The organism is Sphingomonas sp. VDB2 (assembly GCF_047946695.1).
GTDB classification, from domain to species: domain Bacteria; phylum Pseudomonadota; class Alphaproteobacteria; order Sphingomonadales; family Sphingomonadaceae; genus Sphingobium; species Sphingobium bisphenolicum.
The window spans coordinates 2,837,513-2,863,812 of record NZ_CP159615.1 but is presented as its reverse complement, the minus strand read 5'-3'; the positions used below and the strand labels follow the sequence as shown (position 1 = coordinate 2,863,812).

The 26,300-nt window shown below is 64.9% G+C and carries 25 protein-coding genes and 1 tRNA gene; 10 read left to right on the top strand and 16 right to left on the bottom strand.

The genetic code is table 11. The annotated features are described in order from the left end of the window. Positions 1-36: 36 nt before the first annotated feature. Positions 37-525 (bottom strand): hypothetical protein, encoded by a 489-nt coding sequence (locus tag ABT375_RS14285; protein WP_261935687.1) that lies wholly within the window; start codon positions 523-525, stop codon positions 37-39. A 120-nt stretch (positions 526-645) separates the two neighbouring features. Between ABT375_RS14285 and ABT375_RS14280 the strand changes: the two genes are divergently transcribed. Both ABT375_RS14280 and ABT375_RS14275 read left to right on the top strand, forming a co-directional pair. Continuing rightward, positions 646-1,053 (top strand): VOC family protein, encoded by a 408-nt coding sequence (locus ABT375_RS14280; protein WP_066599553.1) that lies wholly within the window; start codon positions 646-648, stop codon positions 1,051-1,053. After that, positions 1,050-1,580, top strand: coding sequence for a peroxiredoxin (locus ABT375_RS14275; RefSeq protein ID WP_066599550.1), 531 nt, complete (start codon positions 1,050-1,052; stop codon positions 1,578-1,580). Before ABT375_RS14280 ends, ABT375_RS14275 begins: the two co-directional genes overlap by 4 nt. Positions 1,581-1,619: 39 nt before the next feature. Here ABT375_RS14275 and ABT375_RS14270 read toward each other — a convergent pair whose 3' ends face one another. Both ABT375_RS14270 and ABT375_RS14265 read right to left on the bottom strand, forming a co-directional pair. After that, a complete protein-coding gene (locus ABT375_RS14270; RefSeq protein ID WP_416463041.1) occupies positions 1,620-2,534 on the bottom strand; it encodes a dienelactone hydrolase family protein in 915 nt (304 codons plus the stop codon). Between the two features lie 37 nt (positions 2,535-2,571). Further along, entirely contained in the window at positions 2,572-2,994 is a 423-nt protein-coding gene (locus ABT375_RS14265) for a gamma-glutamylcyclotransferase family protein (protein WP_416463040.1), read from the bottom strand. Positions 2,995-3,319: 325 nt separating this feature from the next. Here ABT375_RS14265 and ABT375_RS14260 point away from each other — a divergent pair, with 325 nt between their 5' ends. Then, positions 3,320-3,505, top strand: a complete 186-nt coding sequence (locus ABT375_RS14260) for a PspC domain-containing protein (RefSeq protein ID WP_224547800.1) — start codon at positions 3,320-3,322, stop codon at positions 3,503-3,505. Positions 3,506-3,837: 332 nt separating this feature from the next. On the opposite strand, the gene ABT375_RS14255 is transcribed toward ABT375_RS14260, so the two are convergent. After that, entirely contained in the window at positions 3,838-4,578 is a 741-nt protein-coding gene (locus ABT375_RS14255) for a DUF72 domain-containing protein (RefSeq protein WP_416463039.1), read from the bottom strand. Positions 4,579-4,707: 129 nt separating this feature from the next. On the opposite strand from ABT375_RS14255, the gene ABT375_RS14250 reads away from it, so the two are divergent. Continuing rightward, positions 4,708-4,944 carry a DUF2061 domain-containing protein gene (locus ABT375_RS14250; RefSeq protein WP_416463038.1) on the top strand — a complete coding sequence of 79 codons (237 nt, stop codon included), beginning with the start codon at positions 4,708-4,710 and terminating at the stop codon, positions 4,942-4,944. Between the two features lie 6 nt (positions 4,945-4,950). Here the strand turns inward: ABT375_RS14250 and ABT375_RS14245 are convergent, their stop codons facing one another. From ABT375_RS14245 to recJ, 3 genes are all read right to left on the bottom strand, one after another. Then, positions 4,951-5,622, bottom strand: a complete 672-nt coding sequence (locus ABT375_RS14245; RefSeq protein WP_416463037.1) for a peptidylprolyl isomerase — start codon at positions 5,620-5,622, stop codon at positions 4,951-4,953. Between the two features lie 126 nt (positions 5,623-5,748). Next, a tRNA-Glu gene (locus ABT375_RS14240) sits at positions 5,749-5,823 on the bottom strand. A 101-nt stretch (positions 5,824-5,924) separates the two neighbouring features. Further along, positions 5,925-7,691 carry a single-stranded-DNA-specific exonuclease RecJ gene (gene recJ, locus ABT375_RS14235; RefSeq protein WP_416463036.1) on the bottom strand — a complete coding sequence of 589 codons (1,767 nt, stop codon included), beginning with the start codon at positions 7,689-7,691 and terminating at the stop codon, positions 5,925-5,927. 139 nt (positions 7,692-7,830) lie between these two features. Between recJ and ABT375_RS14230 the strand changes: the two genes are divergently transcribed. Then, entirely contained in the window at positions 7,831-9,963 is a 2,133-nt protein-coding gene (locus ABT375_RS14230) for an autotransporter assembly complex protein TamA (RefSeq protein ID WP_416463035.1), read from the top strand. Continuing rightward, positions 9,963-14,186 carry a translocation/assembly module TamB domain-containing protein gene (locus ABT375_RS14225; protein WP_416463034.1) on the top strand — a complete coding sequence of 1,408 codons (4,224 nt, stop codon included), beginning with the start codon at positions 9,963-9,965 and terminating at the stop codon, positions 14,184-14,186. Before ABT375_RS14230 ends, ABT375_RS14225 begins: the two co-directional genes overlap by 1 nt. Before the next feature lie 48 nt (positions 14,187-14,234). Here ABT375_RS14225 and ABT375_RS14220 read toward each other — a convergent pair whose 3' ends face one another. From ABT375_RS14220 to ABT375_RS14200, 5 genes are all read right to left on the bottom strand, one after another. After that, positions 14,235-14,693: a hypothetical protein gene (locus ABT375_RS14220; RefSeq protein ID WP_416463033.1), complete on the bottom strand. Its 459-nt coding sequence runs from the start codon at positions 14,691-14,693 to the stop codon at positions 14,235-14,237. A gap of 75 nt (positions 14,694-14,768) precedes the next feature. Next, entirely contained in the window at positions 14,769-15,548 is a 780-nt protein-coding gene (locus ABT375_RS14215; protein WP_224547785.1) for a transglutaminase-like domain-containing protein, read from the bottom strand. Between the two features lie 659 nt (positions 15,549-16,207). Then, complete coding sequence (gene recA / locus ABT375_RS14210) at positions 16,208-17,281, bottom strand: recombinase RecA (RefSeq protein ID WP_088182345.1); 1,074 nt, start codon at positions 17,279-17,281, stop codon at positions 16,208-16,210. Positions 17,282-17,400: 119 nt separating this feature from the next. After that, positions 17,401-17,757, bottom strand: coding sequence for a response regulator (locus tag ABT375_RS14205; RefSeq protein ID WP_224547782.1), 357 nt, complete (start codon positions 17,755-17,757; stop codon positions 17,401-17,403). Between the two features lie 32 nt (positions 17,758-17,789). Beyond that, entirely contained in the window at positions 17,790-17,921 is a 132-nt protein-coding gene (locus ABT375_RS14200) for a hypothetical protein (RefSeq protein WP_416463032.1), read from the bottom strand. 63 nt (positions 17,922-17,984) lie between these two features. On the opposite strand from ABT375_RS14200, the gene ABT375_RS14195 reads away from it, so the two are divergent. The 3 genes from ABT375_RS14195 (at position 17,985) to ABT375_RS14185 (ending at position 19,505) form a co-directional block, all read left to right on the top strand. Continuing rightward, complete coding sequence (locus ABT375_RS14195; RefSeq protein ID WP_416463031.1) at positions 17,985-18,209, top strand: hypothetical protein; 225 nt, start codon at positions 17,985-17,987, stop codon at positions 18,207-18,209. Between the two features lie 26 nt (positions 18,210-18,235). After that, on the top strand, positions 18,236-18,982 hold the full coding sequence (locus ABT375_RS14190) for a hypothetical protein (protein WP_416463030.1): 747 nt from the start codon (positions 18,236-18,238) through the stop codon (positions 18,980-18,982). A gap of 121 nt (positions 18,983-19,103) precedes the next feature. After that, complete coding sequence (locus ABT375_RS14185; protein ID WP_416463029.1) at positions 19,104-19,505, top strand: hypothetical protein; 402 nt, start codon at positions 19,104-19,106, stop codon at positions 19,503-19,505. A gap of 28 nt (positions 19,506-19,533) precedes the next feature. On the opposite strand, the gene ABT375_RS14180 is transcribed toward ABT375_RS14185, so the two are convergent. The 4 genes from ABT375_RS14180 to dapA all read right to left on the bottom strand — a co-directional run bounded on the left by ABT375_RS14180 (position 19,534) and on the right by dapA (position 24,055). After that, a complete protein-coding gene (locus tag ABT375_RS14180; RefSeq protein WP_416463028.1) occupies positions 19,534-21,918 on the bottom strand; it encodes an ATP-binding protein in 2,385 nt (794 codons plus the stop codon). A 70-nt stretch (positions 21,919-21,988) separates the two neighbouring features. Further along, the gene (locus ABT375_RS14175; RefSeq protein WP_411974036.1) at positions 21,989-22,579 is read right to left on the bottom strand and encodes a DUF2062 domain-containing protein; all 591 of its coding nucleotides are present in this window, start codon (positions 22,577-22,579) and stop codon (positions 21,989-21,991) included. Next, positions 22,579-23,061, bottom strand: coding sequence for an SsrA-binding protein SmpB (smpB, locus tag ABT375_RS14170; protein ID WP_066599515.1), 483 nt, complete (start codon positions 23,059-23,061; stop codon positions 22,579-22,581). The genes ABT375_RS14175 and smpB overlap by 1 nt, the downstream gene beginning before the upstream one ends. 115 nt (positions 23,062-23,176) lie before the next feature. After that, positions 23,177-24,055: a 4-hydroxy-tetrahydrodipicolinate synthase gene (dapA, locus tag ABT375_RS14165; protein ID WP_416463027.1), complete on the bottom strand. Its 879-nt coding sequence runs from the start codon at positions 24,053-24,055 to the stop codon at positions 23,177-23,179. Between the two features lie 147 nt (positions 24,056-24,202). Between dapA and ABT375_RS14160 the strand changes: the two genes are divergently transcribed. After that, positions 24,203-26,245: a transglycosylase SLT domain-containing protein gene (locus ABT375_RS14160; protein WP_416464909.1), complete on the top strand. Its 2,043-nt coding sequence runs from the start codon at positions 24,203-24,205 to the stop codon at positions 26,243-26,245. Positions 26,246-26,300 lie beyond the last annotated feature (55 nt).

The following is a 26,300-nucleotide window of genomic DNA, read 5'->3' as shown; positions in this document are numbered from 1 at the left end:
TCAGGCCACTTCCAACCGGCCGATCCAAGCCTCCATTCAGCAGCGCTTGCGCGTCACCGCGGTGCCATCGTTGACGATGGTCAGCGCCTTGCCGTCCGGCGACGTGCGCAACGCCAGGGTGCGGGTCCAGCTCTGGCCTTCGCCGGTGAAGGCCGCTTCCACAGCGGCGCGGCCATCCTCGCCTGCCGTCACGCTTTGCACCGTACCGACGCTTTCGTGGAACAACAGCCGGTCGGGGGTGACGGTCAGTTCCAGATCGGCGCTGCGGTCGCCGCACCGGTCCTGCGCGCCGGTCCAGCGTCCCTGCATGGCGGCGGGGATCAGGCCGGCGACAGCCGCTTCGGGCGGCGGCGTATCGATTTTCGGCGGGGATTCGACCGGGGTGATGACGTTGGCGGCGGGCGGCGCTTCCTCCACATTGGGCAGCGTCTGATCCAATATGTTGGCGACGACGCCGGACTGGTCGGCGCTCTTATCCGACGACTGGTTGCAGCCGGCGGCCAGCAACAGGGACAGAAGCGTCACGGGTGGACATGATTTCCGCATGTAAGGAGGAACCGGCCAGCGCGCCGCCGGTTCCCATGCATGACTCGGCCCTGCCCGCATGATAGCGTCCGGGCGTTCACATAATGGGGAGTCGATGCCATGCCGGTGCTGGGAATGGGAGGCCTGTTCTTTCGCGCGCGCGATCCCGATGCGCTGGGGGCGTGGTATCGCACCCACCTGAATGTCGGCGGCGGCTGCGTGGTCGATCCGGCGGACACGCCCAATGAATGGATCTGGCAGCCGCGCGGCGGGCCGATGGTGTTCGCCCCGTTCAAGGCGGACAGCGACTATTTCGCCGCCGACAAGGCCTTCATGCTGAATTTCCGCGTGTCCGATCTCGATTCCCTTCTGGACCGCTTGCGCGCCGCAGGCGTTGCGATCATCACCAAGCCCGAATGGGACGATCCCGTCCTCGGCCGTTTCGCCCGCATTCATGATCCGGAGGGCAATGCGATCGAATTATGGGAACAGCCCGATCACCGTCCGACCCAAGGAACCGACCTATGAAGCGCCTGTCTCTTCTCCTCGCCGCCGCCGCCGCCCTGAGTTCCAGCGGCGCGATGGCCGCCCTTGCCGTCGGCGCCAAGGCGCCCGACTTCACCACCCGCGGCGCGCAGGCGGGCAAGACCTTCACCCTGACCCTGTCGCACCAGTTGAAGCGCGGGCCGGTGGTGCTCTATTTCTTCCCCAAGGCGTTCACGCCGGGCTGTTCGGCCGAAGCGCGCGAATTTGCGGAGAATATCGACAAGTTCAAGGCGGCCGGCGCGACGGTCATCGGCATGTCGGCCGACCCCGTGGACGATCTCGTCGCCTTTTCGACAAAGGAATGCGCGGGCAAGTTCGCCGTGGCATCGGCCGGGCCGGCGATCGTGACCGGCTATGACGTGGCACTCAAGATGCGGCCGGGCATGACCGATCGCACCTCCTATGTCATCGCGCCGTCGGGCCGGGTGGCCTTCGTCCATAGCGAAATGAACTATGCCGAGCATGTGAAGACCACGCTCGCCGCGGTCGAGGCGATGAAGCAGAAATAACATGGCCGGGCTCCTGCGAACACAGGAGCCCGGTTTTTCTCACCGCTTCACATATGTTCCGAACCAGTCGAGCGTCGCGTCCCACGCGGCCTTGGCGGCGGCTTCGTTATAGCTGGGGCGATAATCGGCCATGAAGCCATGGTCCGCGCCGTCATGGACGGTGATGGCGTCGGGCGGCGACTTGCCCGCCTTGACCAGCGCCGCGCGCATCGCCTCCACGTCCGTCAGCGGTATGCCCTTGTCCAGTGCGCCATATTGGCCCAGCACCGGCACCTTGAGCTTGCCGACCTCCTCGATCGCGCTCAGCGGCTGCAAGGGCGTCTTGTCCGTCACCAGCCGCCCATAATAAGCAACACCCGCATCCAGATCGGCGCTATGCGCGGCATAGAGCCAGACGACCCGCCCGCCCCAGCAAAAGCCGGTGATGCCACGCCGCTTCGCATCGCCGCCATGTTTTCCGGCCCAGCCATAGGTCGTGTCGATATCGGCCAGCACCTGCGCATCGGGCGCTTTGGACACGATGGTGCCGATCAATTGCTTGAAATCAGCGACCTTGGTCGCGTCGCCGTGGCGGGCGAACAGGTCGGGCGCGATGGCGTAATAGCCCGCCTTGGCGAAGCGGCGGCAGATGTCGCGAATCCATTCATGCACGCCGAAAATCTCATGCACCACGACGATGACGGGCGCGGCCTTGCCGCCCGCCGGGCGCGCGACGAAGGCGGGCATGGCAAAGCCGTCGCTGGCGGGAATCGAGACATTCTCTTCCGTCAGTCCTTCGGCGGAGGTCTGCACCGCGCTGCTGGCGATGGGGCGGCAGGCGGCGGCGAAACCGGCCGCGAAAGCTCCGCCGGCCAATATGTGCCGACGCTGGAAGCCGGTGGTGCCGACCCAGTTACGGTCTTCGGCCAGCCGCTCCACGGGGGCCGCGTCATCCTGTTTGCGATCGGTCGTCATCGGCGCCTGTCTCCTGTGCATCCCCCGACGCGGCAGACTAGTCGTCCGGGGTCTGCGCGCAAGACAGGAAGTCGCCATCGGCGATAGGGGGCAGGCCTGCTGTGTCGCGCGTGTAGAGATAGGCCCAGGCCTCCACCGGCCCGTCCGCGGCCTGCACCGTCATCGCCTCGCGGCGATATTCATGGGGCTGGGGGTGATGGGCCGCGCATTCCTCATAATCGTCCAGCACGGCCAGGATCGCCACGGCGTCGGTCAGTGCGAAGAGGTCGCCCTGCACCCTGCCCGTCGGCCCGGTCACCAGCCCCGGATAGTCGGCCACCCGGTAAAGCGCGCCGCCGACCGTGGCGGGGCCGACCAGCCGCGCCACCTGCCGCAACCAGCGCGCCATCGGCCCGTCAAAGGTGGCCCGCAGCGTGCCATAGACGAACAGATGAACAGGCTCCACCGCGAGGTCAGGCATATTTCACCAACCTGCGGGAAAATCTCCCAATAGCGAGTCTATTCGCCAGCCTAGCATGATGCCTTATTGGCAAAGAGTCTCGGATTTCCGCCAAAAATCGAAACTGGCACGGCATCTGCAATTCCTGTGGGCATCAAGGTCGGAATGATCCGGCCATCACATCAGGGAGTATCCACCATGTCCATCGCCAAGATCCAGCACGCCGCTATCGCCCTTGTCGGCGCTTTCATCGTCGCCAGCCTGTTCGTCAGCGCGGCGATCCCGGTGTCGCCGATCGCCTGATCGCGCACCCCCCTTCCCATCATTTCAGCAGAAGGCCAGACAGATGAACAGCAGCTTCACCCTCGACCGCAACAACGGCAAGATCATGGGCGTATGCGCCGGCGTCGCCAACCGCACCGGACTGGACGTGACGCTGCTCCGCGTCGGACTGGTCCTGCTGACGCTCTGCGCATTGGGACCGATCGGCGTCGTGGCCTATCTGCTTGCGGGCTGGCTGGCGGAGGGCTGATGCTCGCCCGCAATCGGTTCACGACATCGCCTAATAGAGAGCAAATAAAAAGGCCGCTCCGGTCAAACCGGGAGCGGCCTTTTCGCCTCCTGACGAGTCGGGATGCAGTGCGCGCGCAACGCGCAATTAGGCATATAGCACCGAATAGAAAGTCAGCATCTGAACGCCGACCGCAATGGCCAGCACAGTACCCTGAAAGGCCTGCCGCATATTTTGCTCCATCTTTGCAAGAATTGTCACCCATCTGGGTGTGAGCGGGCCAATAAGCCCGTCATATTCTTGTAACAATCGCAAAGCACGGCATACCGATTGCACTAAATGCAACAGGTCTGTTACTGCAAAGCCACGATCATCGCCTGCGCCGCCGCCGGGTTGCGCTCCTTGGCGCCGCTGATGAAGAAGGCGAAGACATCGCCCTGCCCTGCGGCCGCCCTGGCCCGCCCGGCCCAGTCCTTAATCGCCGCAGGCGGATAGCCGGTCGCCTCGTCCGCCTGCGCCCGCATCAGCCGCATATAGGCAAAGCCGACATCATGGCCGGCGATCGCGGGATAGTCGTCATGGTCCGCCAGCACGACCGCCGCCCCGGCGTCGCGCGCCATCGCCAGGAAGGCCGGGTCGTCGAAACTCTCATGCCGTACCTCCAGCGCATGGCGCAGCGGCACCCCATCGACGCTGGACGGCAGTAAGTGCAGGAAGGCGCCGAAATCGTCCGGGTCGAAGCGCTTGGTCGGCATGAACTGCCACAGGATCGGCCCCAGCCGGTCGCCAAGTTCGGCGATCCCCTGGCTGGTAAACTTGGCGATGGAATCACCCGCCTGCGCCAGCAGCTTGCGATTGGTGCAATAGCGCGACGCCTTGACCGCAAACTGGAAGCCGTCCGGCACCGCCTTCGCCCAGCCGGCAAAGGTCGCGGGCTTCTGGCTGCTATAATAAGTCGCGTTGATCTCGGTCGCGGTCAGATGTGCGCCGACATAGGCCAGCTCGTCCTTCTGCCGCAGTCCCACCGGGTAGAAATTCCCGCGCCACGGCTCGTAGACCCAGCCGCCAATGCCCACCCTGATCCGTCCAGCCATGCGCCCTCTCCTCCGTCGCCATCCTGATCGCGGCAGCCTGATCGTCCGGGGCGATCAGAGCCAGCGGAAAAAGCCATTGGCCATTGTTGCGAACGACTCTTAACTGGGTCGCAACCAAGGAGACGCCCCATGTCGCTCGATCTCATCAAGACCGGCACCTATCTGTCCATCCACCTGACCGTTGGCTTCACCGTCGCCTATGCCATGACCGGTTCGATCGCGCTCGCCGGCGGAATCGCGCTGGTGGAGCCGGTGATCAACGCCGTCGCCTTCTTCTTCCACGAACAGGCGTGGAAGACGGTTCAGGCCCGGCCGCCGCGCGAGGGCGGCAGGCGATGGGTGCGCGATCGGGCGGTATTCGCGTAGAGCCGTCTATTTCGCCGTCCGTTTGTTGAGGCCGATCAGCCACGGCTTCACCCCGCGCGTGGGCTTGGGCGTGCCGTCCAGCCGCCGGGCGCGCAGGATGCGGATCGGCTTGACGATCATCTGCCCGCGCATCGGCCCCGACCCGCAGCAGGTTGGCACCGACAGGATCTTGCGCACCACATCCATGCCACCGACGACATGGCCGAAGGCGGCATAGCCGATATAGTCGCCGCGCGCGTCCATGTTGGGCGTCGCACCGATGGTGATGAAGAAATTGCCCATCGCCGAATTGGGCCGGTTGGGCCGCGCCATGGAAAGGGTCGCATCGCGATGCAGGATGCCGGTCCGGCTGGTCGGCTCATGCGGGATCGGCGGCAGCGAGCGACGGGCGTCGGTGTCGATCCCGCCCTGGATCAGGCCATAATGGGGATCGCTCTTGCGCCGCGCTGCCCGATAGAAGGTGACGCCGTCGAAGCGACCGTCATCGACATAGGTCAGGAAATTGGCCGAGGTGCGCGGCGCCCGCTTCTGGTCCACCGCGACGGTAATCGTGCCGGCCGAGGTTTCGATCGCGACGCGGGTGAAGCCGGGGGTGGACCGATTGGCCGGCAGCGCGACGGAGAGGACTGGCCACAGGCCGAGGATCAAACCAAGGACGCACAAGACAAAAGAACGCATCGGGCAACATATACTCGACAAGGACGGCGGGCGTCCAAGGCTAAAGCCGACGCACGCACCCCGCAACCGCCGGGCGAAGGATTTGTCGATGAAAGGAGGTGGAAAGCCCCTCCGCCGGAGCGGAGGTGGTGATCCCAACGGGATTCGAACCCGTATCGCTGCCGTGAAAGGGCAGTGTCCTAACCGTTAGACGATGGGACCTCATGCAGCGACTGACCGGGCAGCGCTGCGAAGCGAGGGCGCAATTAGGCGGGGACGGCAAAAGGGTCAACCCCCAAAAGGCAAGAAAATGACAATCCTGCCTAATCCGCCCAGGCGGCGTCCTCCAGATGCAGTTCGGCGGCCGGGCGGCTGCCCCAGTCATCGATCTTGGCCTTGCCCGCGACCCACAGTTTGCGGTCGCGCGGCGCGCCCAATATCGCCTGGCCCAGATCGGTTTCAGCCTGGCGGAAGGCAATCGTCTTGATCGACCGGCCATCCTCGCCGCTCATGATCGCGCGCAGATGGCCGTTGCCCACGACATCGGCCTTGATCACGCGCATAGGCCCTGCGGCGATCAGCGGGGCGGGCCAGCCCGCGCCATAGGGCCCGCCCTGCTCGATCGCCGCGACGAAGTCCGGGTTCACCCCGGCAGGGGCGAGCACCGCGTCGATCAGCAGCGCCCGGTTGTCGCGCGCCCTGGCGACGGCGGCGGACAGCCGGTCGTCCAGAAAGTCGGCGAGCGCGTCGATCCGGTCGGCCGCGACCGTCAGCCCCGCCGCCATGGCATGGCCGCCGCCCGCGACGAGCAGGCCGCTATCCTTCGCCGCCATCACCGCAGCGCCCAGGTCCACGCCGGAAATGGAGCGGCCCGATCCCTTGCCCACCCCGTCCTCATCGACGGCGATGACGATCGCTGGCCGCCCCGCCTTTTCCTTGATCCTCCCTGCGACGATGCCGATGACGCCGGGGTGCCAGCCCTGGCCGGATATCACCGCCACGGCGCGATTGCCCTGCGCGGCCAGCAAGGCTTCGGCCTGTTCCTGCACCGTCGATTCGATGGCGCGGCGTTCCTCATTATAGTGATCGAGCTGCGCGGCGATGCGGGCGGCTTCGGCCGGGTCTTGCGTGGTCAGCAGCCGCACGCCCAGATCCGCCTGCCCGACCCGACCGCCCGCATTGATGCGCGGGCCGAGCGCGAAGCCCAGATCGTGGCACAGCGGCGCGCGGGTCAGGCGGCTGGCGTCGATCAGGGCGGCAAGGCCGATATTATGGCGCTTGGCCATCACCTTCAGCCCCTGCGCCACGAAGGCGCGGTTGAGGCCCTTCAATTGCGCGACGTCCGCCACCGTGCCGAGCGCGACGATATCGAGCAACTCCATCAGCGCCGGCTCGCTGCGACTGGCGAACCAGCCCCGCGCCCGCAAGACCCGCACCAGCGCCGCGCCGAGCAGGAAGGCGACGCCGACCGCGGCCAGATGGCCATGCACCGCCGCGCCGTCATTCTCGTCCAGCCGGTTGGGGTTCACCAGGGCAAAGGCTTCGGGCAGCGAGGTCGAGCATTTATGATGATCGACCACGACGACGTCGACGCCGGTCGCCCTGGCCATCGACAGCGCCTCAAACGCCTGCGCGCCGCAATCGACGGTGACGATCAGGGTCGCGCCCTCCCCCGCCAGCCGCACCAGCGCCTCGCCCGACGGGCCATAGCCTTCCATCAGACGGTCGGGAATATAGGGTTTCGCGTGCAGCCCCAGATCGCGCAGCAACCGGATCAGCAGCGCCGCGCTGGTCGCGCCGTCGACGTCATAATCGCCGAAGATGCGGACATCCTCGCCGCGCTGCACCGCGTCGGCCAGCCGATCGGCGGCCGCATCCATGTCGCGGAACAGGCTGGGGTCGGGCATGAACTGGCGGATGGTAGGATTGCGGTGGGCATCGACTGCGTCGCGCGGACACCCCCGCGCCAGCAGCAATTGCGTCACCAGATCGTCGGGCAGATAGGTGGCGTCGCGCCCGTCGGCGTTGCCGCCCCGCCAGCGCCAGGGCTGGCCCGAAATCGATCGCGAGATATTGAGCGCAAATGTCATGCAAAGCCTCTAGCCTTGTGCGAGTCCCGTGGGAAGCGCGGCAAATCCTGTTGTAGGTGGAACCGAGGCAACTTGTTGAGCGTATTGCCTCTTTACCGCGCGTGTGGAATGCACGGTGCAAAGGGGGCATCGTAGGTTCATGACGAGACGACAGGCATATCATGTCCGGCGCATAATGGCCGTGGCGCTGATGACAGCCTCGTCCCTGCCGCTGATGGCCCAAGCCCAGTCGACGCCCGTACCCGATCCCAGTCTTCCTCATGAGGCGACCCAGGGCGAAGAGCCGATCCTGCCCGACGACCAGTTCGAGGCGCGGTTGCCCAAGGCAGGGACTCCGGACCAGGCCAATCCCGACGCACCCCTGCCCTCGATCGAGAGCTGGATCGACCAGCAGATGCCGCAGTCATCGAACGCGCCAACCGAATTGCCGCCAGCGATCGATCCGGCCGAGGAACAGGAACTGGCCCAGCCGCTGCCGCCGCTCGACAGCGTGACCGTGCCGACCAATGTCGCGGACAATAATAATGCCAACGCGAAGCAGCCCGACATACGCTACGCCACCAGCATCGAAGGGTTCGGCAAGACCGGGCTGGAGGACGAGTTCCGCGCCGAATCCGCGCTGATCGACGGCAAGGGCAAGGCGGAAACTGCGGCCATGGTGCAGGCGCGCGCGCAGGAGGATGAGAAGCTCGCGACGCGCCTCTTCTATTCGCAGGGCTATTATGACGCGACGGCGCTCGCCAGCCTGGACCAGGCCGGTGACGGGACGCTGAAGGCGGTGATCTCCGTAACGCCGGGCAAACGCTACAAGATCGGCGACATCGTCATCAATGCCGGGCCGACGGTGCCGCCTGGCCTGGTCCGCGACAGCCTGCCGCTCAAGACCGGCGATTATATCGTCGCGACCCTGGTCGAAGGCGCGGAGGCCAATGTCGCGTTGAAGCTGCCCGAAAATGGCTATCCCTTCGCAAAGGTCGGGGACCGCGACATATTGCTCGATCCCGCGACGGTGACGGGCGACTATACGCTGCCGGTGGATACCGGCCCGCGCGGCACGTTCCGCAAGATCACCACCAGCGGCGACAAACAGGCGTTCGGCGCCGACCATATGGAGGTCATCAAGCGCTACAAGCCGGGCGAACTCTATGACAGCCGCAAGGTGGACGATCTGCGCAAGGCGCTGGTCGCGACGTCGCTGTTTTCCAGCGTGTCGGTGGAGCCGGTGCAGACCGGCGAGGCGGGGCCGGACGGCACCGAATATGTCGATCTGGCCGTCGAGCAGGAAGCCGGGCCACCCCGCACGCTGGCGGGCGAAGCGGGCTATGGCACCGGCCAGGGCTTCCGCGCCGAGGGGACATGGACCCATCGCAATCTCTTCCCGCCGGAAGGCGCGCTGATCCTGGGCGCGATCGCGGGCACCCAGGAACAGGGCGCGTCGGCGACCTTCCGCCGGTCCAATGCGGGCAAGCGCGACAGGACGTTCCAGACCGGCATCACGCTCAACCACCAGAATTACGATGCCTATGAGGCGTTTACGGCGGGCCTCAACATCGGCTGGTCGCGCCAGTCCACCCCGATCTTCCAGAAGCGCTGGACCTACAGCTATGGCGCGGAAATCCTGCTGACCAACGAGCAGGTGGTGATCGACCCGGCCACCGCTGACAAGACGCGGCGCACCTATTTCATCGGCGGTCTGCCGGTGCAGATCGGCTACGATCGCTCCAACGACCTGCTCAACCCGACCAAGGGCTTCCGCGCCAATCTGCGCGCCGAACCGGAAGGGTCGTTGCAGGGGAATTTCTCGCCCTATCTGCGCGCCAGTTTCGACCTGACCGGCTATTATCCGGTGTCGGACAACCTGGTCATTGCGGGACGGGCCAAGGTCGGCACCATCACCGGGGTCAGCCGCGGCGATGTCGCGCCATCGCGGCGCATCTATGCGGGCGGCGGCGGATCGGTACGCGGGTTCGGCTATCAGGAACTGGGGCCGAAGGACGCGAACAACGATCCGATCGGCGGCCGGTCGGTCAATGAATTTGCGGTCGAGGGCCGTTATCGCTTCGGCAACTATGGCGTCGTCGCCTTCGTGGACGCCGGTCAGGTCTATGAAAGCTCCATGCCGCAATTTTCCGACATGCGCTACGGCGTCGGCCTGGGCGGCCGCTTCTACACCAATTTCGGTCCGTTCCGCGCGGACATCGCCATGCCGATCAACCGGCAGCCCGGCGAGTCCAAATTCGCGCTCTATATCGGCATCGGGCAGGCTTTCTGATGGCGCAGGACGACATCATGCCCGCCGGCGACGACGCAACCCAGACGATCGTCATTCGCGAAAAGCGCCCGCTGTGGCAGAAGATCGCGATCGGCCTCATCGGCCTGATCCTCGCGCTGGTCCTGCTGGCGGGCGGATTGCTGCTTGGCCTCAATACCCAGCCGGGCAAGAAATTCCTGATCCAGCAGATCGCCGCGCTCCAGATGGAATCGGGCATGAAGATCGAGGTCGGCCGGATTGACGGGTCGATCTACAGCGACATGACGATCCACGATCTGGTGCTGCGCGACCCCAAGGGCGTGTTCGCGGTCAGCCCGAAGGTCCATGTCGTGTGGCGGCCGTTCCGCTACGTCAACAACCATATCTCGGTCAGCCTGCTGGAAACGCCGCTGGTCGTGCTGGCGCGCAGCCCGCAGTTCAATGTCGTCGCCAGCGATCCCAATGCCCCGATCCTGCCCGACCTGGACATCGACGTCGACCGGATGAAGATCGGCAAGTTCATCCTGGCCAAGCCGGTGATCGGCCAGAAGCGCGAGATCGCGATCGACGGCGTCACCCATATTGCGGACGGCCGGGCGATCCTGTCCGCCGATGCGATCGTCGACAGCGGCGACCGGCTGCAGGCGAAGCTGGACGCTGTGCCCGACCAGAACCGCCTGGCGATGAGCGGCACGCTGACCGCGCCCAGGGGCGGCGTGATCGCCGCCATGACCGGCCTGACCGACGGCGTCACCGCGACGCTGGACGGCAAGGGGACATGGCAGGCGTGGGAAGGGCGGGTCGTCGCGACCTCGCCCAAGGGCGAGCTGGCGAATATCGCTTTGTCGGCGCGGAACGGCAATTTCACCGCCAAAGGCCCGGTGCGTCCGGGGCTGGTCTTCGCCGGCACCGTCGATCGGCTCACCGCGCCGCAACTGGACGTCGATCTGTTCGCCGGGCTGAACGAGCGACGCGTCAATATCAAGGGCACGTTGCGCTCGCCCGCCATGAGCGCCGACGCGCAGGGGCTGATCGACCTCGGCAAAAGCCAGTTCAGCGCGCTCAGGATCAACGCCGCGCTGCTGACGCCCGGCGCGATCATGGAGAAGGTGAAGGGTCGCGACGTACGTGCCTCCATCATCCTCGACGGGCCGATGGCGACGCCGTTCATCGATTATGACATTACCGCCAAGAGCCTGGCGTTCGACGCCACCGGCATCGAGAATCTGAAGGCCAGCGGCCGGGCGGTGATCGACAGCGATCGCATCCGCATTCCGATCAGCGCCACCGCCACCCGCGTCACCGGCCTCAATGCCGCAGCGGGCGGCCTGCTGCAAAATCTGCGGGTGAAGGGCGACTTCGCCTATGCCGCAGGCAAGCTGATCAGCGACAATCTGAAGATCGACAGCGACCGGGTGGACGCCACCGCCATCGTGCTGGCCGACCTCGACAATGCGCTCTATCGCGGGGCGCTCAAGGGCCGGGTCAACGATTATAAGATCGACGGAGTCGGCATCGTCAACCTCAATACCGATGTCGAACTGGTGCCCGGCCCCAAGGGCGGCTTTGGCCTGTCGGGCCGCTTCGGCGTGCGCACCGCGCGCTGGGAGAATGCCTCGGTCCGCGATTTCCTGGGCGGCAATGCGGTCGCCAGCGGCAAGATCGGCATGACGCCGGAGGGCAAGTTCACCCTGGCAGGTCTGAAAGGCGCGGCGCCCAACTTCACCATCCACAGCGGCTCCGGCAGCTATGACACCGACGGGCAGGTCGCGTTCGACGCGACGGCGTCGTCCAAACAATATGGGCCGCTGGCGCTGACCGTGCGAGGCACGATGGAGCGGCCGCAGGCGGTGTTGCGCGCGGCGCGGCCCAATGTCGGCGTGCAACTGACCGACGTGGTCGCCAAGCTGAATGGCGAGGCGGCAGGATACCGGCTCGAAGCCACCGGCGGGTCGCCCTATGGGCCTTTCTTCGCCAATGTGTTGATCCGCACGGCGAAAGGCCCGCTGACCATCGACGTCATCAAGGCGCGCTTCGCCGGGGTCGACATGAACGGCCGCATCCAGCAAAGCGCCGCCGGCCCCTTTACCGGGCAGCTCGCCATGAACGGCTCCGGCATCACCGGCGCGATCCGGCTGGCGGCCGTGGGCAAGGTGCAGGGCGTGGACGTCAACGCCACCGCCAGCAACGCCAAACTGCCGGGCGAGGCCGATGTCGTGATCGGCCGGGCGATCGTCACCGCCTCCATGCTGCTGACCGAGCAACCCCAGATCAAGGCCGATGCGCAGATCGCCAACGCCGCCTATGGCGCCTATGTGGTGCGCAAGGCGCGGGCGCGGATCGACTATCAGGGCGGACGCGGGCGCGCGCAACTGGTCGCCGACGGCTCCAGCGGCGTGCCCTTCTCGATCGCCGCCAACGCCGCGTTGCGCCCGAACCTCTATGCCGTGGCCTTGCAGGGCAAGGCGGCGAACATCGACTTCCGTCTGGCCCAGCCGGCCATCATCCGCAGCGAGCCGGGCGGCTATCGCCTGGAGCCGGCTACGCTGGTGCTGCCGCAGGGCAAGGTGGACCTGGCCGGTCGCTTCGGCGACACGACCGTGGCGCAGGCGCGGTTCAAGGATTTCGACCTCGCCATCGCCAATATGGCCGCGCCCGGCCTGGGCATCGGCGGGCGGATGACGGGCACGCTGGACTATGCGCAGAAGGGCAGCGCCTTCCCGACCGCGACCACGCGCCTCGCGATCAATGACTTCCGCCGCTCCAGCCTGACCGCCGTGTCCGACCCGGTGTCGATGAGCGTCGAAGGCAAGCTGTCGTCGGCGGGCGGCGACCTGCGCGGGCTGATCCGCGAGGGCAGCAGCACGCTGGGCCGCTTCACCGCGACGCTCGCTCCTCCGGGCGCCGGTGCAAGCTGGGCCGAGCAGTTGCAGAATGCGCCGCTGGGCGGCGGCATCCGCTATGCCGGCCCGGCCGACGTGCTCTTCTCCTTCGCCGGCCTGGCCGACCAGCAGCTGACCGGCGGGCTGGCGGTGGCGGCCGACTTTAGCGGGCGGCTGAGCGATCCGCGGCTGAACGGCGTGGTGCGCGCCAATGCGCTGACCTATGAGAATGAGACGTTCGGCACGCGCGTCACCCAGATGAAGCTGGATGGCCGTTTCACCAACGACCATCTGGAGATTCGCGACTTCTCCGGCCGCGCGGGCGACGGCACGGTGCAGGCGTCGGGCAATGTCGGGCTGGCCGCCGCGAGCGGCTTCCCGATGGATATCGCGGTCAAGTTGAACCGCGCGCGGCTGGCGCGCAGCGAAGCGATCACCAGCGTCGTCAGCGGCACGATTAACATCAGCAACAGCCCGGCCAATGGCGGCCTGATCAAGGGCGACCTGAACCTGCCCGAAACCCGGTACAAGGTAGCCTGGCAGGGCGGGACCGAAATCCGACAGCTCGCCGGGGTGCGGCGCAAGGGCGAAGGCGGCGACGCGCTCGACCAGCGACTGGCCGCGCGCAAGGCGGCGGCGGCCAAGCCCGCCGACTGGAAGCTGGATATCCGGGTGAAGGCCGATAATGAAATCTATGTCACCGGCATGGGGCTGGATTCCGAATGGAAGACCAATATGCGCATCACCGGCACGACCGCCAATCCGCGCATCATTGGCAAGATCGAGGTGATCCGCGGCCGCTACAGCTTCTCGGGCCATCAGTTCGACCTGGAACAGGGCGTCATCACCTTCAATGGCCCGATGATGAATCCGATCCTGGCGATCAAGGCGCAGACCCGGATCGACACGGTGACGGCGGGCATCCAGGTGACGGGATCGGCGCAGCAGCCCGATATCGCCTTCATCTCCACGCCGACCTTGCCGCAGGACGAAATCCTCTCGCGGATCCTGTTCGGGGACAATGTCGCCAACCTGTCGCCGATGCAGGCGGTGCAACTGGCGGCGGCGCTCAACGGACTGCGCGGCGGCAGCGGCGGGCTCAATCCGATGGGCAAGCTGCAGGGCGCGTCGGGCATCGACCGGATCGGCATCGTCGGCGGCGACGACACCACCGGGCGCGGCACCTCGCTCGCCGTGGGCCAGCATATCTCCAACAATATCTATGTCGAGGTGATCACCGACTCCAAGGGCTTCACCGCCACCCAGCTGGAGATCGCGCTGTCCAAGACGCTGAGCCTGTTGTCGAAGACCGGCACCAATGCCGGATCGTCGGCCAACCTGCGCTATTCTAAGGATTATTGAGCGCAGCGCGAAGGACGACCGCCGAGGTGGAGCGGCGGTCGCCGTTGATCAGGTCAGCGTCCGGGGGACACCCAGCCTTGTCCATGCTTCACGCGCGTCAACCAGTTCGCGATCGCTGGCGGGCGTGCAGAAGCGTCGATCAAGCCAGAAGGCGCGCTGCGCTTCCGGCTTGCCGGAGCGGGTTCCCGGATCACGCACCATATGTCGCCGGATTTCGTCCAGTGACAGGAGATAGCAGGTTGGGCTGGACGATAGCGCGTCCGCAACGAAGACCCACCATGGCGTAACGATCGATTCGGGCTGAAGCCCCAGGCGCACATCGTTGGGTCTGGCGCTATGGGCCTTCACCTGAATGGGATGAACGATCCGCTCACATTGCGAGACGGCGTAGAGATCGGCCCCACGGGCGTTGCGGACGGTGAGCATCACGTTCCAACCATGTCGCGACAGTTCGCGCGCGACATGATAGACGCCGGCGTTGCCCGTCAATTGGCGTTCGTTGCTCATGCCCGGTCCATAACAGGCATATCTCTTTCAAATATATAACCGCCTTTCACCCGATAGCCGAGGCGAGCGGACGGTCTATGCTGCCGTCACGGTGATCGACTGCGCGTTCATCATCGCGCCGCCAAAGACGGTCATGAAGGCGATGTCGGTGGCGTCGCGGCCGACGGCGATGCGCACCATCGTCTCGACCGGCGCAAGGCCCGTCGAATCGACGATGTGCCAGGCGCCGTCGAGCCAGACTTCCACCACCGCGTGGAAGTCCGGCGGGTCGAGGCCGAGCGCATAGACCGACACGAGCCGCGCGGGAATGTCGCGCGATCGGATCAACGCAGCGGTGAGATGGGCGAAGTCGCGGCAGACGCCCTGTTGCGCGACGAAGGTATCGGCCGCGGTGGTCGTGATGTCGGAACTGCCCGGCACATAGACGAGATTGTCATGCACCCAGTCGACCAAAGCCTGCACCAGCGCGCCGCCCTGTAGGTCCGGGAAATGGCTGCTGACGAAGCTGCCGAACCGATCGGCCTCGCAATAGCGGCTGGGCCAGATGAACGGCAGCACCTCTTCGGGCAGGCTGGGCAGCGGGCTTTTCGCGAGGCTGGCGATATCGACCGGCGCCCGATCGACATCCACGGTGGCGCGGTAGGTGCTGAGCATCCGGCCGGTGCCGGTGCGGGTCCAGGTGCGGCGGCCGATGCCGCTGCCGCCCACCTTGTTGGTCAACGGCCCGGCATTGTCGATGATATGCGACTGGGTGACGACCCGCTGGTCGGGCAGCGCCGCCGCCTCGACCGCCAGCAGCACGTCGGTCGGTTCGGCGAAGTCATAGTCGAGGATCGCTTCGATGGCGACGCGCATGGGATGGGTTCCAGTGTGAGAGGGGACGGGTCGAATCGGCGCGCCTGACCCAGCATCGGGAGGCTGCAAGGGCTTAGCAAGGGGTCATAGGCGGCGGCCGGATGGATGGCCGGAAGGAGGCGGGCTTGGTGGGTCTGTATGGTGGCGGGCATGGGCTGAAAAGCCTGCCCACGCTTTATGTTCCGCCGGGTCTGCGGTGACGCGGACGAAGGCCGATCGATATTCAGCCCGGACAGCCTGCAAGGCGATTTCCCGCGCCGCCGCTGCCCAGATAAGTTTAATATGCAGGACTCCGGGTCACGAAAACCAGCATGTTCCGCGCGTCATCGTCCGAATATCGATCGGCCTGTGGCAGGACATCAGGCGATCAGAAACGGCAAGAATGCAGACAGCGACTGCACGAAGGGATCGGAGGGTCCGCGGCGGACGATCGCGGGCGTTTTGCCGGCTCAACTACGCATATTTCCCGCCTATCCTGTTCTTTCGCTACGCTACCCCGATCCTGTCGGAAAGTCGGCGCCCGCCCTTCCTACGTTCGGTACACGGTAAAAGGCCCGTCGCGCGGGGACGCGACGGGCCTTTTCAGAGCGTGATGCGCAAGGCGGGCGAGAGCCGATGAACCGCCCCCCGGCTGATCCGGCCGGGGGCTGTTTCAGGGCTTATTCGCCATCATCCTCCGCATCGGGTCCGGTGATCATCTTTTCTGCGACTTCTTCGGTCTTCCCGCGGATCGCCTTTTCCAGCTTGTCCGCCAATTCGGGATGTTCCTTGAGAAAAGTCTTGGAATTTTCACGTCCCTGACCGATGCGGATCGAGTCGTAGGAAAACCAGGCGCCCGACTTCTCAACGATCCCGGCCTTGACGCCGAGGTCGAGAATTTCGCCAATCTTCGAGATGCCTTCGCCATACATGATGTCGAATTCGACCTGCTTGAAGGGCGGGGCGACCTTGTTCTTGACCACCTTCACGCGGGTCGCGTTGCCGACGATATCGTCGCGATCCTTGATCTGGCCGGTGCGACGGATGTCGAGGCGGACCGACGCGTAGAATTTGAGCGCATTGCCGCCGGTCGTGGTTTCCGGGTTACCATACATCACGCCGATCTTCATGCGCACCTGGTTGATGAAGATCACCATGCATTTGGACCGCGAGATCGAGCCGGTGAGCTTGCGCAGCGCCTGGGACATGAGGCGCGCCTGCAGGCCGACATGGCTGTCGCCCATCTCGCCCTCGATTTCCGCACGGGGAACCAGCGCCGCGACGGAGTCGATCACCAATATGTCGATCGCATTGGAGCGCACCAGCGTATCGACGATTTCCAGCGCCTGTTCGCCGGTATCCGGCTGCGACACGATCAGTTCGTCGATATCGACGCCCAGTTTCTTGGCATAGCCCGGATCGAGCGCATGTTCCGCATCCACAAAGGCCGCGGTGCCGCCCGCCTTCTGCGCTTCGGCGATGGCGTGGAGCGCCAGCGTGGTCTTGCCCGAGCTTTCCGGGCCGTAAATCTCGATGATGCGCCCCTTGGGCAGGCCGCCGATACCGAGCGCGATGTCGAGGCCGAGCGAGCCGGTCGAAATCGCCTCGATCTCCAGCTTCTCGCGGCTGCCCAGCTTCATAGCCGAGCCCTTGCCGAAGGCGCGGTCGATCTGCGCGAGCGCCGCGTCCAATGCTTTCTGTCTGTCCATTGTCCCGTTCTTCTTGGAATCGATGAGGGAGAGCATTGCGGTCATCGGCCAGTCCTCTGTCAAGCGGAACGCAAAGGTTCCGTGGGCTGGACGATGATGTATCCTGTTTGTTCTTCAAGAACAAGAGGGGAACGGAAATTTCCTATCCCGCTCTCGAAAGGCCTTCACTCGGCCAATATCTTGCCCAGGGCGCGCTCGACCGCGCCGATGGTGAAGGGCTTGGCGAGCGTCGGCCGATCGGCATGGCCCGATGGCAGGTCGTCGGCCATGCCGCCGGTCGCGAAGATGAAAGGCACGCCCCGTTCGGCCAGGATATCGGCCACGGGCCAGCTTTTTTCGCCCTGGAGATTGCAGTCGACCAGCGCCGCGTCGAACCCGCCCTCGCGCGCATGGGCGCAGGCTTCGTCGACCGATGCGGCCACGGCGTGGAGCCGGTAACCCAAAGCGTCGAGATAATCCTCCAACATCATGCCGATCATCGCTTCATCCTCGACGATCAATATGCTTTTGGCGTCCGACATGCTGTGCGATCCTCGCTAATCCAGCCGACTCGCTAACCGATCACCGCCGACTTGCCCAGCATATTCACCTTGACCGAGATTGTCCTTTTCACCCAGAGCCGCCCAATGTCCGGCGCTATGCAAATGGCTTCCAAAATCGTCGCTCCATCGACAAAGCCGGTCATGCTTGACTTGTTGGAAAATGTTGCTGATATGTTCTCAACGCGATAACAAGTCGGGGTGAGGCAATGGAGATGGAATCGGAGACCTATCGGCTCGGATTTTCCACCTGGTTGCGAACGGGCCGCTGGCCGATTGCTGCACAGCGCGATGACGTTGAACTGAAGTTCAACCCCTATCACGATCCACGGAACGGACAATTTACCTTCGCACCGGGCGGGCCACGTTCGCTCAATAGGGTGATCGTCTCGCATGGGCGGCAACACGCCTGCGAAACGCGCGTTCAGCATTGACGAATACTGCATCGACGGAGAAAGGCTTGACGGTCAGCAATGCGGCCGGACGTCAGGCGACATTGCAGGATGCCCTGTATCGGCCGGGCGAGCATAGCGCTTCCATAATAGCAGCATCTCGCGCTCCCAGAGCCTCGCGCGGCAGCAATGCCAGCGCCTTCCACGATCCCATGACGTTGCAGCAGGCGGTTCCCAATCTTGAGGGTCGGCCGGGAGGCGCAATCATAGCGTTGGCCGACACTCTTCTCGATATCACCGGCCCAGCACAAGAATTGACCGCCCAAATGACGCGGGACTGGTCAAATCAGTTGATCAATCAGGTCCGGGCTCTCGATCCTGAATATCGTTTCGATAGCCTGGGTTTCCCGCAGACCTTGGAAGGCCAGATCAACCAGTTGAACACACTCCGCTTTGATCGGGCCGTAGCCTTTCTGCGCATGAGACAAGAAGTGAGGCCGCTGCAAGTAGAGATTTTGCGATTCATACAGCAACGAGTCGATAGGGCTTATGCAGATGGCATCAAGTTGCTACGCGCTGGTAAATTAACCATTCGACTGTCAGAACGGGAAGCTCTCGGCAATTTCATTGATCGAAGAGTACGGTTCGATCTGCGCAAGCAGTTCAGTCGGTATGGTATTGAATCGGCCGGAAAAGGGCCCGTACGCGTAAATAGAAGAGAAAATGACACTTCAGGAAGCGAACTGACCTTCCGGTTGCCGGATGCACGCATCGGAGACATTGCCTATGATGTGACTTTAACGCAAAAACCTTGAAAAATGCACAAGTAAGATGTTTTTTCAATACAGATTTCAAGCCCAGTCATGTTATTATCATTCGCCATCGTCAGGTCGGATTAAATAGTAGCTATGTTATAACACGACCGGAGACAAAAAAATGATTGAATATTTTGTTAGTTCTTATCGTAAAACCAATCCCTATATTCCAGATTCACTTAGCGAAATTTATGATATGCTGGGATCTATGATCTTAGGTGCCCCCACCTTTATCGACGCAACCGGGGTTTTCCACGATCAAAACATCGACACCGAATTTCATGCGCTGACCGAGGGGTTCGGGAAAGTGCGCAAGAAACTCGGCGAAGAGCGCTATGCGCAACTGATCGCACTCGCCGCGCAGGCGAAGGCCCTTTTCGCCGACGACCCCAACGATGACAACGGAAAGACCGATGAGGGCCGGGCTTTATTGTTCGAGATCGAAAAGCTGATCCAGGCAACACGATCGCGCCGCGTGGCTGCGAAGCGGAAGGACGATGACGGCGACGTTTCCGGCGACTGATCCAGAGGTCGCGTCGTCAGTCCCTCGATCACTTGGCCGTCGGCCGCATCGCCAGCGCGTCGCGCGCGGCCTCCGCCAGCTGGCTGACCGAGAAGGGCTTGGGCAGGAAGGCGACATGGGCGATGTCGATCGATTTGCGCAGCTGTTCCTCGGCATAGCCCGACATGAACAGCACCGGCAGGTCGGGATAGGCGCGGCGGGCCTGGGCGACCATCGCGGGGCCGTCCATATTGGGCATGACGACGTCGGAGATGAGCAGGTCGATCTTCTCCGGGCCGTTCAGCACCTCCAGACCCTGTTCGCCGTCATTGGCGGTCAGCACCTTATAGCCCTGCCGCGTCAGCGCCCGTTCGGCGACGGCGCGGACCATATCCTCATCCTCCACCAGCAGCACGGTGCCGGTGCCCCAGGTTTCGGGCCGGGGCGCAGGCGCCTTCACCGGGGCCGGCTGTTCGGCGTCGGCGCCGGCATAGACCGGCAGGTAGATGACGAAGCTGGCGCCGCGGCCCAGTTCGGATTCGGCGAAGATATAGCCGCCCGACTGTTTGACGATGCCGTAGACGGTGGAGAGGCCAAGACCCGTGCCCTTGCCCAGTTCCTTGGTGGTGAAAAAGGGTTCGAAAATCTTCGCGAGGATGTCCGGCGGGATGCCGAGCCCGGTGTCCGACACGCGCAGCGCGGTATAATCGCCCACCGGCAATATCTGCTGGCGCATTTCGCGCACCTTGATCGCGGGGACGGCGTAGGTCTGGATATTGACGGTGCCGCCTTCGGGCATGGCGTCGCGGGCGTTGACCGCCAGGTTGACGATCACCTGCTCCAACTGGCCCGGATCGGCGCGGATCGCGCCCAGATTACGACCGTGGGTCACGTCCAGCTTCACATTTTCGCCGAGCAGGCGCTTGAGCAGGTTGGAAACGTCGGCGACGATGTCGGGCAGTTGCAATATCTGCGGGCGCAAGGTCTGCTGGCGGGAGAAGGCGAGCAGCTGGCGGGTGAGGCCTGCGGCGCGATTGCTGTTCGACTTGACCTGCTGGATATCGTCATAATCGCTGTCGCCGGGGGTATGGCGCATCAGCATCAGGTCGCAATGGCCGATGATCGCGGTCAGGATATTGTTGAAATCATGCGCGACGCCGCCGGCGAGCTGGCCGATCGCCTGCATCTTGGTCGCCTGCGCGACCTGGCGCTTGAGCTTGGATTCCTCGCTATTGTCCTTGAGGCTGAGCAGCACCGCCGCTTCGCCCAGGCCCCGCACGCCGGCCAGACTGAGCGCGATCGGATCGTCGGGCGTGTCGCGCATCCGCACCGCGATGTCGCCGGACATTTGCGGGCCGACGGCGAAACGGCGCACCGCGTCGGCCACTGCCGCCTGATCCTCCCGCACGACGAGGTCGCCGGGATAGCTGGGCTTGTCGCCGGACTTGAGGCCCGCGACCCGCGCGAAGGCGTTGTTGACGAACAGGACGCGCCCGTCCCGGTCGGCCATGGCGAGGCCGAAGGGCAGCAGCGAGAGGAGGGTTTCGATATAGGAGAGAGCAGAGGTGCCGCCGCCGCCCGCCGGTTCGTCGATTAGCAGGAGGAGCATCGGCCCATCCTGCATCGACGCTTGCGATCCGTTGGGCTGGGCGGCGCGCTTCAAGGGCACCTGGAGCAGGCGCAGCGGCAGGCCGCCCTGCTCCTCGCGCGCCAGGAACAGCCGTCCCTTGTCGTCTACCCGCATATGGGCGGCGAAGTCGCGCCCGACGATATTGGCGTCGATCCGCCCGGCGGCGCGCAGCAGGAAGGCGCCATTGGCGGCGCGGATGCGCCCCTCCCCGCCGATCAGCACCGCCATGATGCCTGCTTCGCCGAGCTGGCGGCCCGCTTCCCCGGTGAGGAAGCGGTTGACGTCGTCCAGCGCGCTGGGCTGCCGCACCGGCGAGAAGCGCCAGAGCAGATAATCTTCCGACCGGCCGGTGCGGGCGACATCGACGTCGAGGCGCAGCGCGCCCTGCGCCACGCCCTCATGCCTGGCATCGCCGTCACGCCAGGCGGCGCGGGCGGCGGCGGAGAGGGCGTCGTTGAGCGCCGCGTCGGCAGTGACAGCGGGCGGGGTCGGGTAGCCGGGAAACCATTCGCCGAACAGGTCGCTGGCGCAGACCAGCCGTCCGCCCCGATCGGTGACGGCGATCGCCATGCTCGACGCATCGGCCGCGGCGCGGGCCACGGTCCAGTCGGGCGTAGCCTCCCGGTCCGAAATCTGGGGCGGATAGAGATGCTGATACCAGGTCAGCAGCGCTGCTGCGGTCAGGATCGTCGCGGCGAAACCGGCGGCGAGCGGCCAACTGCCCACCGCGTAGAGGACGAGCGCGGCGGAGGCCAGGGCGGCGAGGATCAGCAGCGGCAGCGCCAAGCGCGAGCGCGGCTGCATCAGCCAGGCCTCTTCACCTCTTTTCAACCCGACACCTCTGATACGAAACTGGACCTGAATGTTCCGCCGATCAGACGCCGGCGGCCTTCTCCAATGCGCCGCTTTGATGGACCTTGCCAATCCTCAATTTGCGCGCCTGCCATTTCCGCCCCATGCGGCGGCGCCAGAACCAGTCGGCGATGACATAGCCGATGACGGCGCTGGCGAGCGAGATCAGGAAGAGGCCGAGCAGCATCGCGGGCGCCGCTTCGGACAGGAGCCATGTGGTCCATTGGCTGACCGATGCATGGCCATCGACCAAAGCCATGAAGCCGGTCGCATCGGCGCTGCGCCCCAGCATCCAGTTGCCCAGCCAGACCGACGCCATCAGGATCAGCGGTGTGGTGGCGGGATTGGAGAGGAAGGTCATCGCGGCGGCGACCGGGATATTGGCGCGGAACGGCAGCGCCAGCAACGCCGCGCCGGCGATCTGCACGCCGGGGATCAGCAGGAAGATGCCAACGAACAGGCCCAGCGCCACGCCACGCGGCACCGACCGGCGAGTGAAGCGCCAGAGCGAGGGTTCCAACACGCGATGGGCGACGGGGGCTAGGACGCGGCTCTGTTCAAGCGATTCGCGGGTCGGGCAATTGGCGTGCCACCAGCGGGTCAGGCGGCTCATCAGCCTTTGTCCCGCATGATGCGCTGCTGGTCGCGCTTCCAGTCGCGGTCCTTGATCGTCTCGCGCTTGTCGTGATTCTGCTTGCCCTTGGCCAGCGCCAACTCGATCTTGGCGCGGCCGGTGCTGTTGAAATAGATCATCAGCGGCACCAAAGTCATGCCCTTGCGCGACACGGCGCTGTGCATCTTCTCGATCTCGCGCTCGTGCAGCAACAGCTTGCGCGGCCGCTTGGGCTCGTGATTCTCGCGGTTGCCATGGCTATATTCGGGGATGTTGCTATTCACCAGAAACACCTGGTTGCCCTTCACCTCGGCATAGCTTTCGGCGATATTGCCCTCGCCCCCGCGCAACGCCTTCACCTCCGTGCCTTGCAGGGCGATGCCGGCCTCGAATACGTCCTCGATGAAATAGTCGAAGCGCGCGCGCCGGTTTTCGGCGACGATCTTCTTCTTGTCGAAGGTTGCGGGACGGGGGCGGGCCATGGTCTTGTCTATGCTTCCATTCGTGTCGGGCCAGGATGGCGACTATACGCCCCGCGCCCCTCTCCTATTCCATGCCTGCGCCCGGAATGGGCAGGATATGGTGTCGATCGCGTCGTTACACCAGCCCGGCGATTTCCAGCGCGCGATCGACCGCGGCCCGGCTCGATTCCGACGGCCAGGTGATCGGCAGGCGGACGTCGCTGGGCATGTCGGCGCGAACGCGCGTAAGCGCATATTTAACCGGACCGGGTGAAGAATCGCTGAACAGGGCATCGTGCAGGGGATAGAGACGATCCTGCAACGCCAAGGCGCCATCCCAGTCATGGCGCGCACAGGCCGCCTGGAAATCGGCGCACAGGCGCGGCGCGACATTGGCGGTGACGCTGATGCACCCCCTGCCGCCCATCGCGTTGAAGCCCAGCGCCGTTTCGTCATTGCCCGAAAGCTGGCAGAAGTCGGGACCGCATGCCAGACGCTGGGCGGTGACACGCCCCAGATTCCCGGTGGCATCCTTGATCCCCACGATCGACTGATATTCCTCGGCCAGGCGATACATTACCGGCACGCCGATGTCGGTGATGGTGCGGCCGGGCACATTATAGAGCACTATCGGCAGGTCGCAGCGTTCGGCCAGATAAGCGAAATGCTGATAGACGCCATCCTGATTGGGCTTGTTATAATAGGGCGCGACGACCAGCGCCGCGTTCGCCCCCGCCCCTTGCGCGGCATACATATGTTCGAGCGCGATCCGGGTGTCGTTGGAGCCGCAGCCGGCGATCACCGGCACCCGCCCCGCGGCCTGATCGACGCAGATGGCGATGACGCGATTATGCTCCTCGACCGTCATCGTCGCGCTTTCGCCGGTGGTGCCGCAGGGGACGAGCGCGCTCGATCCTTCCTCTATCTGCCAGTCCACCAGCGCGCGAAACGCCGCCTCATCGACCAGCCCATCGCGAAATGGGGTCACCAGAGCCGGAATCGAGCCCGAAAACATGATTAAACTCCTTCAAATCTCCGGGCAGCCGGGGCATGATCGATCGAGCCGCGCGCTATAGCGCGTCATTCAGGGCCTGATAAGGATGCAATTGCGATAATGTCCAGCATGCGCGCCACCACCCATGTCGAAAGTTATCTGATCCGCATGCCCATCATTGCCCTGTTGCTCATGACCGCCGGCGCCGGCGCCCAGACCGAGATGGTCCAGCCCGTACCGCCCGAATATCCCACGGCGCGCGGTCCGGTCGTCCAGCCGCTGCCTGCGCAGAATAACGGCCCCAGCCCCTGGCAACAGGCGCAAAGCCGGATCGGCGTAGCGCAGGACGGCAGCATCGCCGGCACGATCAGCCAGTGGCGCGCCTTGCAGCAGAGCGACGCCCTCGGCTTTTCCACCTATGCCAGCTTCATCGTCGCCAATCCCGGCTGGCCGGGCGAGGACCGGATGCGGCGGCTGGCGGAGACGGGAATCAATCCCGACAGTTTCGATCCCAGTCAGGTAGCGGGATTCTTCGCGCGCTTCCCGGCACGAACCGCAACCGGCCATGCCCGCAACGCCGTGGCGCTGATGCAGCTCGGCCGGATGGACGAGGCGCGAATCGCCGCCCGCAACGCCTGGATCGGCGGATCGCTCAGCCCCACCGACGAGGCGCGGCTGCTGTCGCTGTTCGGCTCCAGCCTGACGCCCGCGGACCATGATCTGCGCACCGACGCGCTGCTGTGGGCCAATGACAGCAACGGCGCGGCGCGGATGATCGCCTATGTCAGCCCCGCCCGGCGGCCGGTATTCCAGGCGCGTATCGCCTTCCGGCGCAAGGCGCCCGATGCGGCGATGCTGATGCAGGCGGCCGAGGCCACGGGCGCGAGCGATGCGGGCTTCGTCGCCGACAAGGCGATCTGGCTGCGCGACAGCGGCAACTGGGTCGCGGCGCGGCAATATCTGGCGAACCGGAGCGCCGTCGCCTACCGCCCCAGCAACGCCGAGAAATTTTACGAAATCCTGCTGGATCAGGCGCGCGCCGCATCCAATGACAGCCAGTGGAGCTTCGCCTACGGCATCGCCAGCAAGATCGACGATGCAGTCGCGCCGGGCACCGACATCAGCACCCAGCCGATCGGCGTGCGCGACGACTATACCAGCCTGGCCTGGCTGGCGGGCAGCACCGCCTTCTACAACCTCAATCGCCCGACCGACGCGGTGACGATGTTCCGCCGCTATGCCGATGCGGCCAAGTCGCCCCAGACCAAGTCCAAAGGCTATTATTGGGCCGGCCGCGCCGCGCTCCAGTCCGGCGATGCGGCTACCGCCAACAGCTATTTTGCCCAGGCGGGCGTCTATCCCGACCAGTTTTACGGGCAACTGGCGCTGGAGCGGCTGGGCCGCCCGATCCCCGCCCCCGCCACGGTCGAGCGGCCGGTGCCGATTTCCCAAGCCGAACGCGCCGCGTTCGACAATCGGACGGTGGTGCGCGCGGTGCAGGCGCTGGGCCAGATGGGTTATTGGGAAGACCAGAGCAAATTCGCCCGCGCCATCGCCAACAATGCCGACAGCGATACCGACCATTATCTGGCGGCCGAACTGGCGCAGAAGATCGGCCGCCCGGACATGGGCGTGATGGTCGGCCGCCGCGCCGTGTCGAGCGGGCTGACCGGTTATGGCCAGAGCGCCTTCCCCCGCGTTCCGGTGCCGTCCGAAGCGCAATATAACTGGACCATGGTCCATGCCATCGCCCGGCAGGAAAGCCAGTTCGACAAGCAGATCGTCAGCCATGCCGGCGCGCGCGGCCTGATGCAGCTGATGCCCGGCACCGCGCGCGAGCAGGCGGGCAAGCTGGGCATGAGCTACAATCCCGGATCGCTCAACGAGCCGAGCTACAATATCATGCTCGGATCGTCCTATTTCCAGCGGATGCTGGACTATTATGGCGGCAGCTACCCGCTGGCGGTGGCGGCCTATAATGCCGGGCCGGGCAATGTGAACAAATGGGTTCGCGCCAATGGCGACCCACGGATGCCGGGCGCGGACATGCTGCGCTGGATCGAGCAGATCCCGATTTTCGAGACGCGCAACTATGTGCAGCGCGTGCTGGAAAATGCCGTGGTCTATGAGGCGATGAACCCGGAGCGGGCGAAGTTCCGGGGGACCAATGCGGTGCTGAGCCGCTATCTGGGCAAGCAGACGCCGGGTTAGGGGTAGTCTTACAGGCTGCGTCATCCCGCTTCTTCGACGTCGAGAAGAAAGCGGG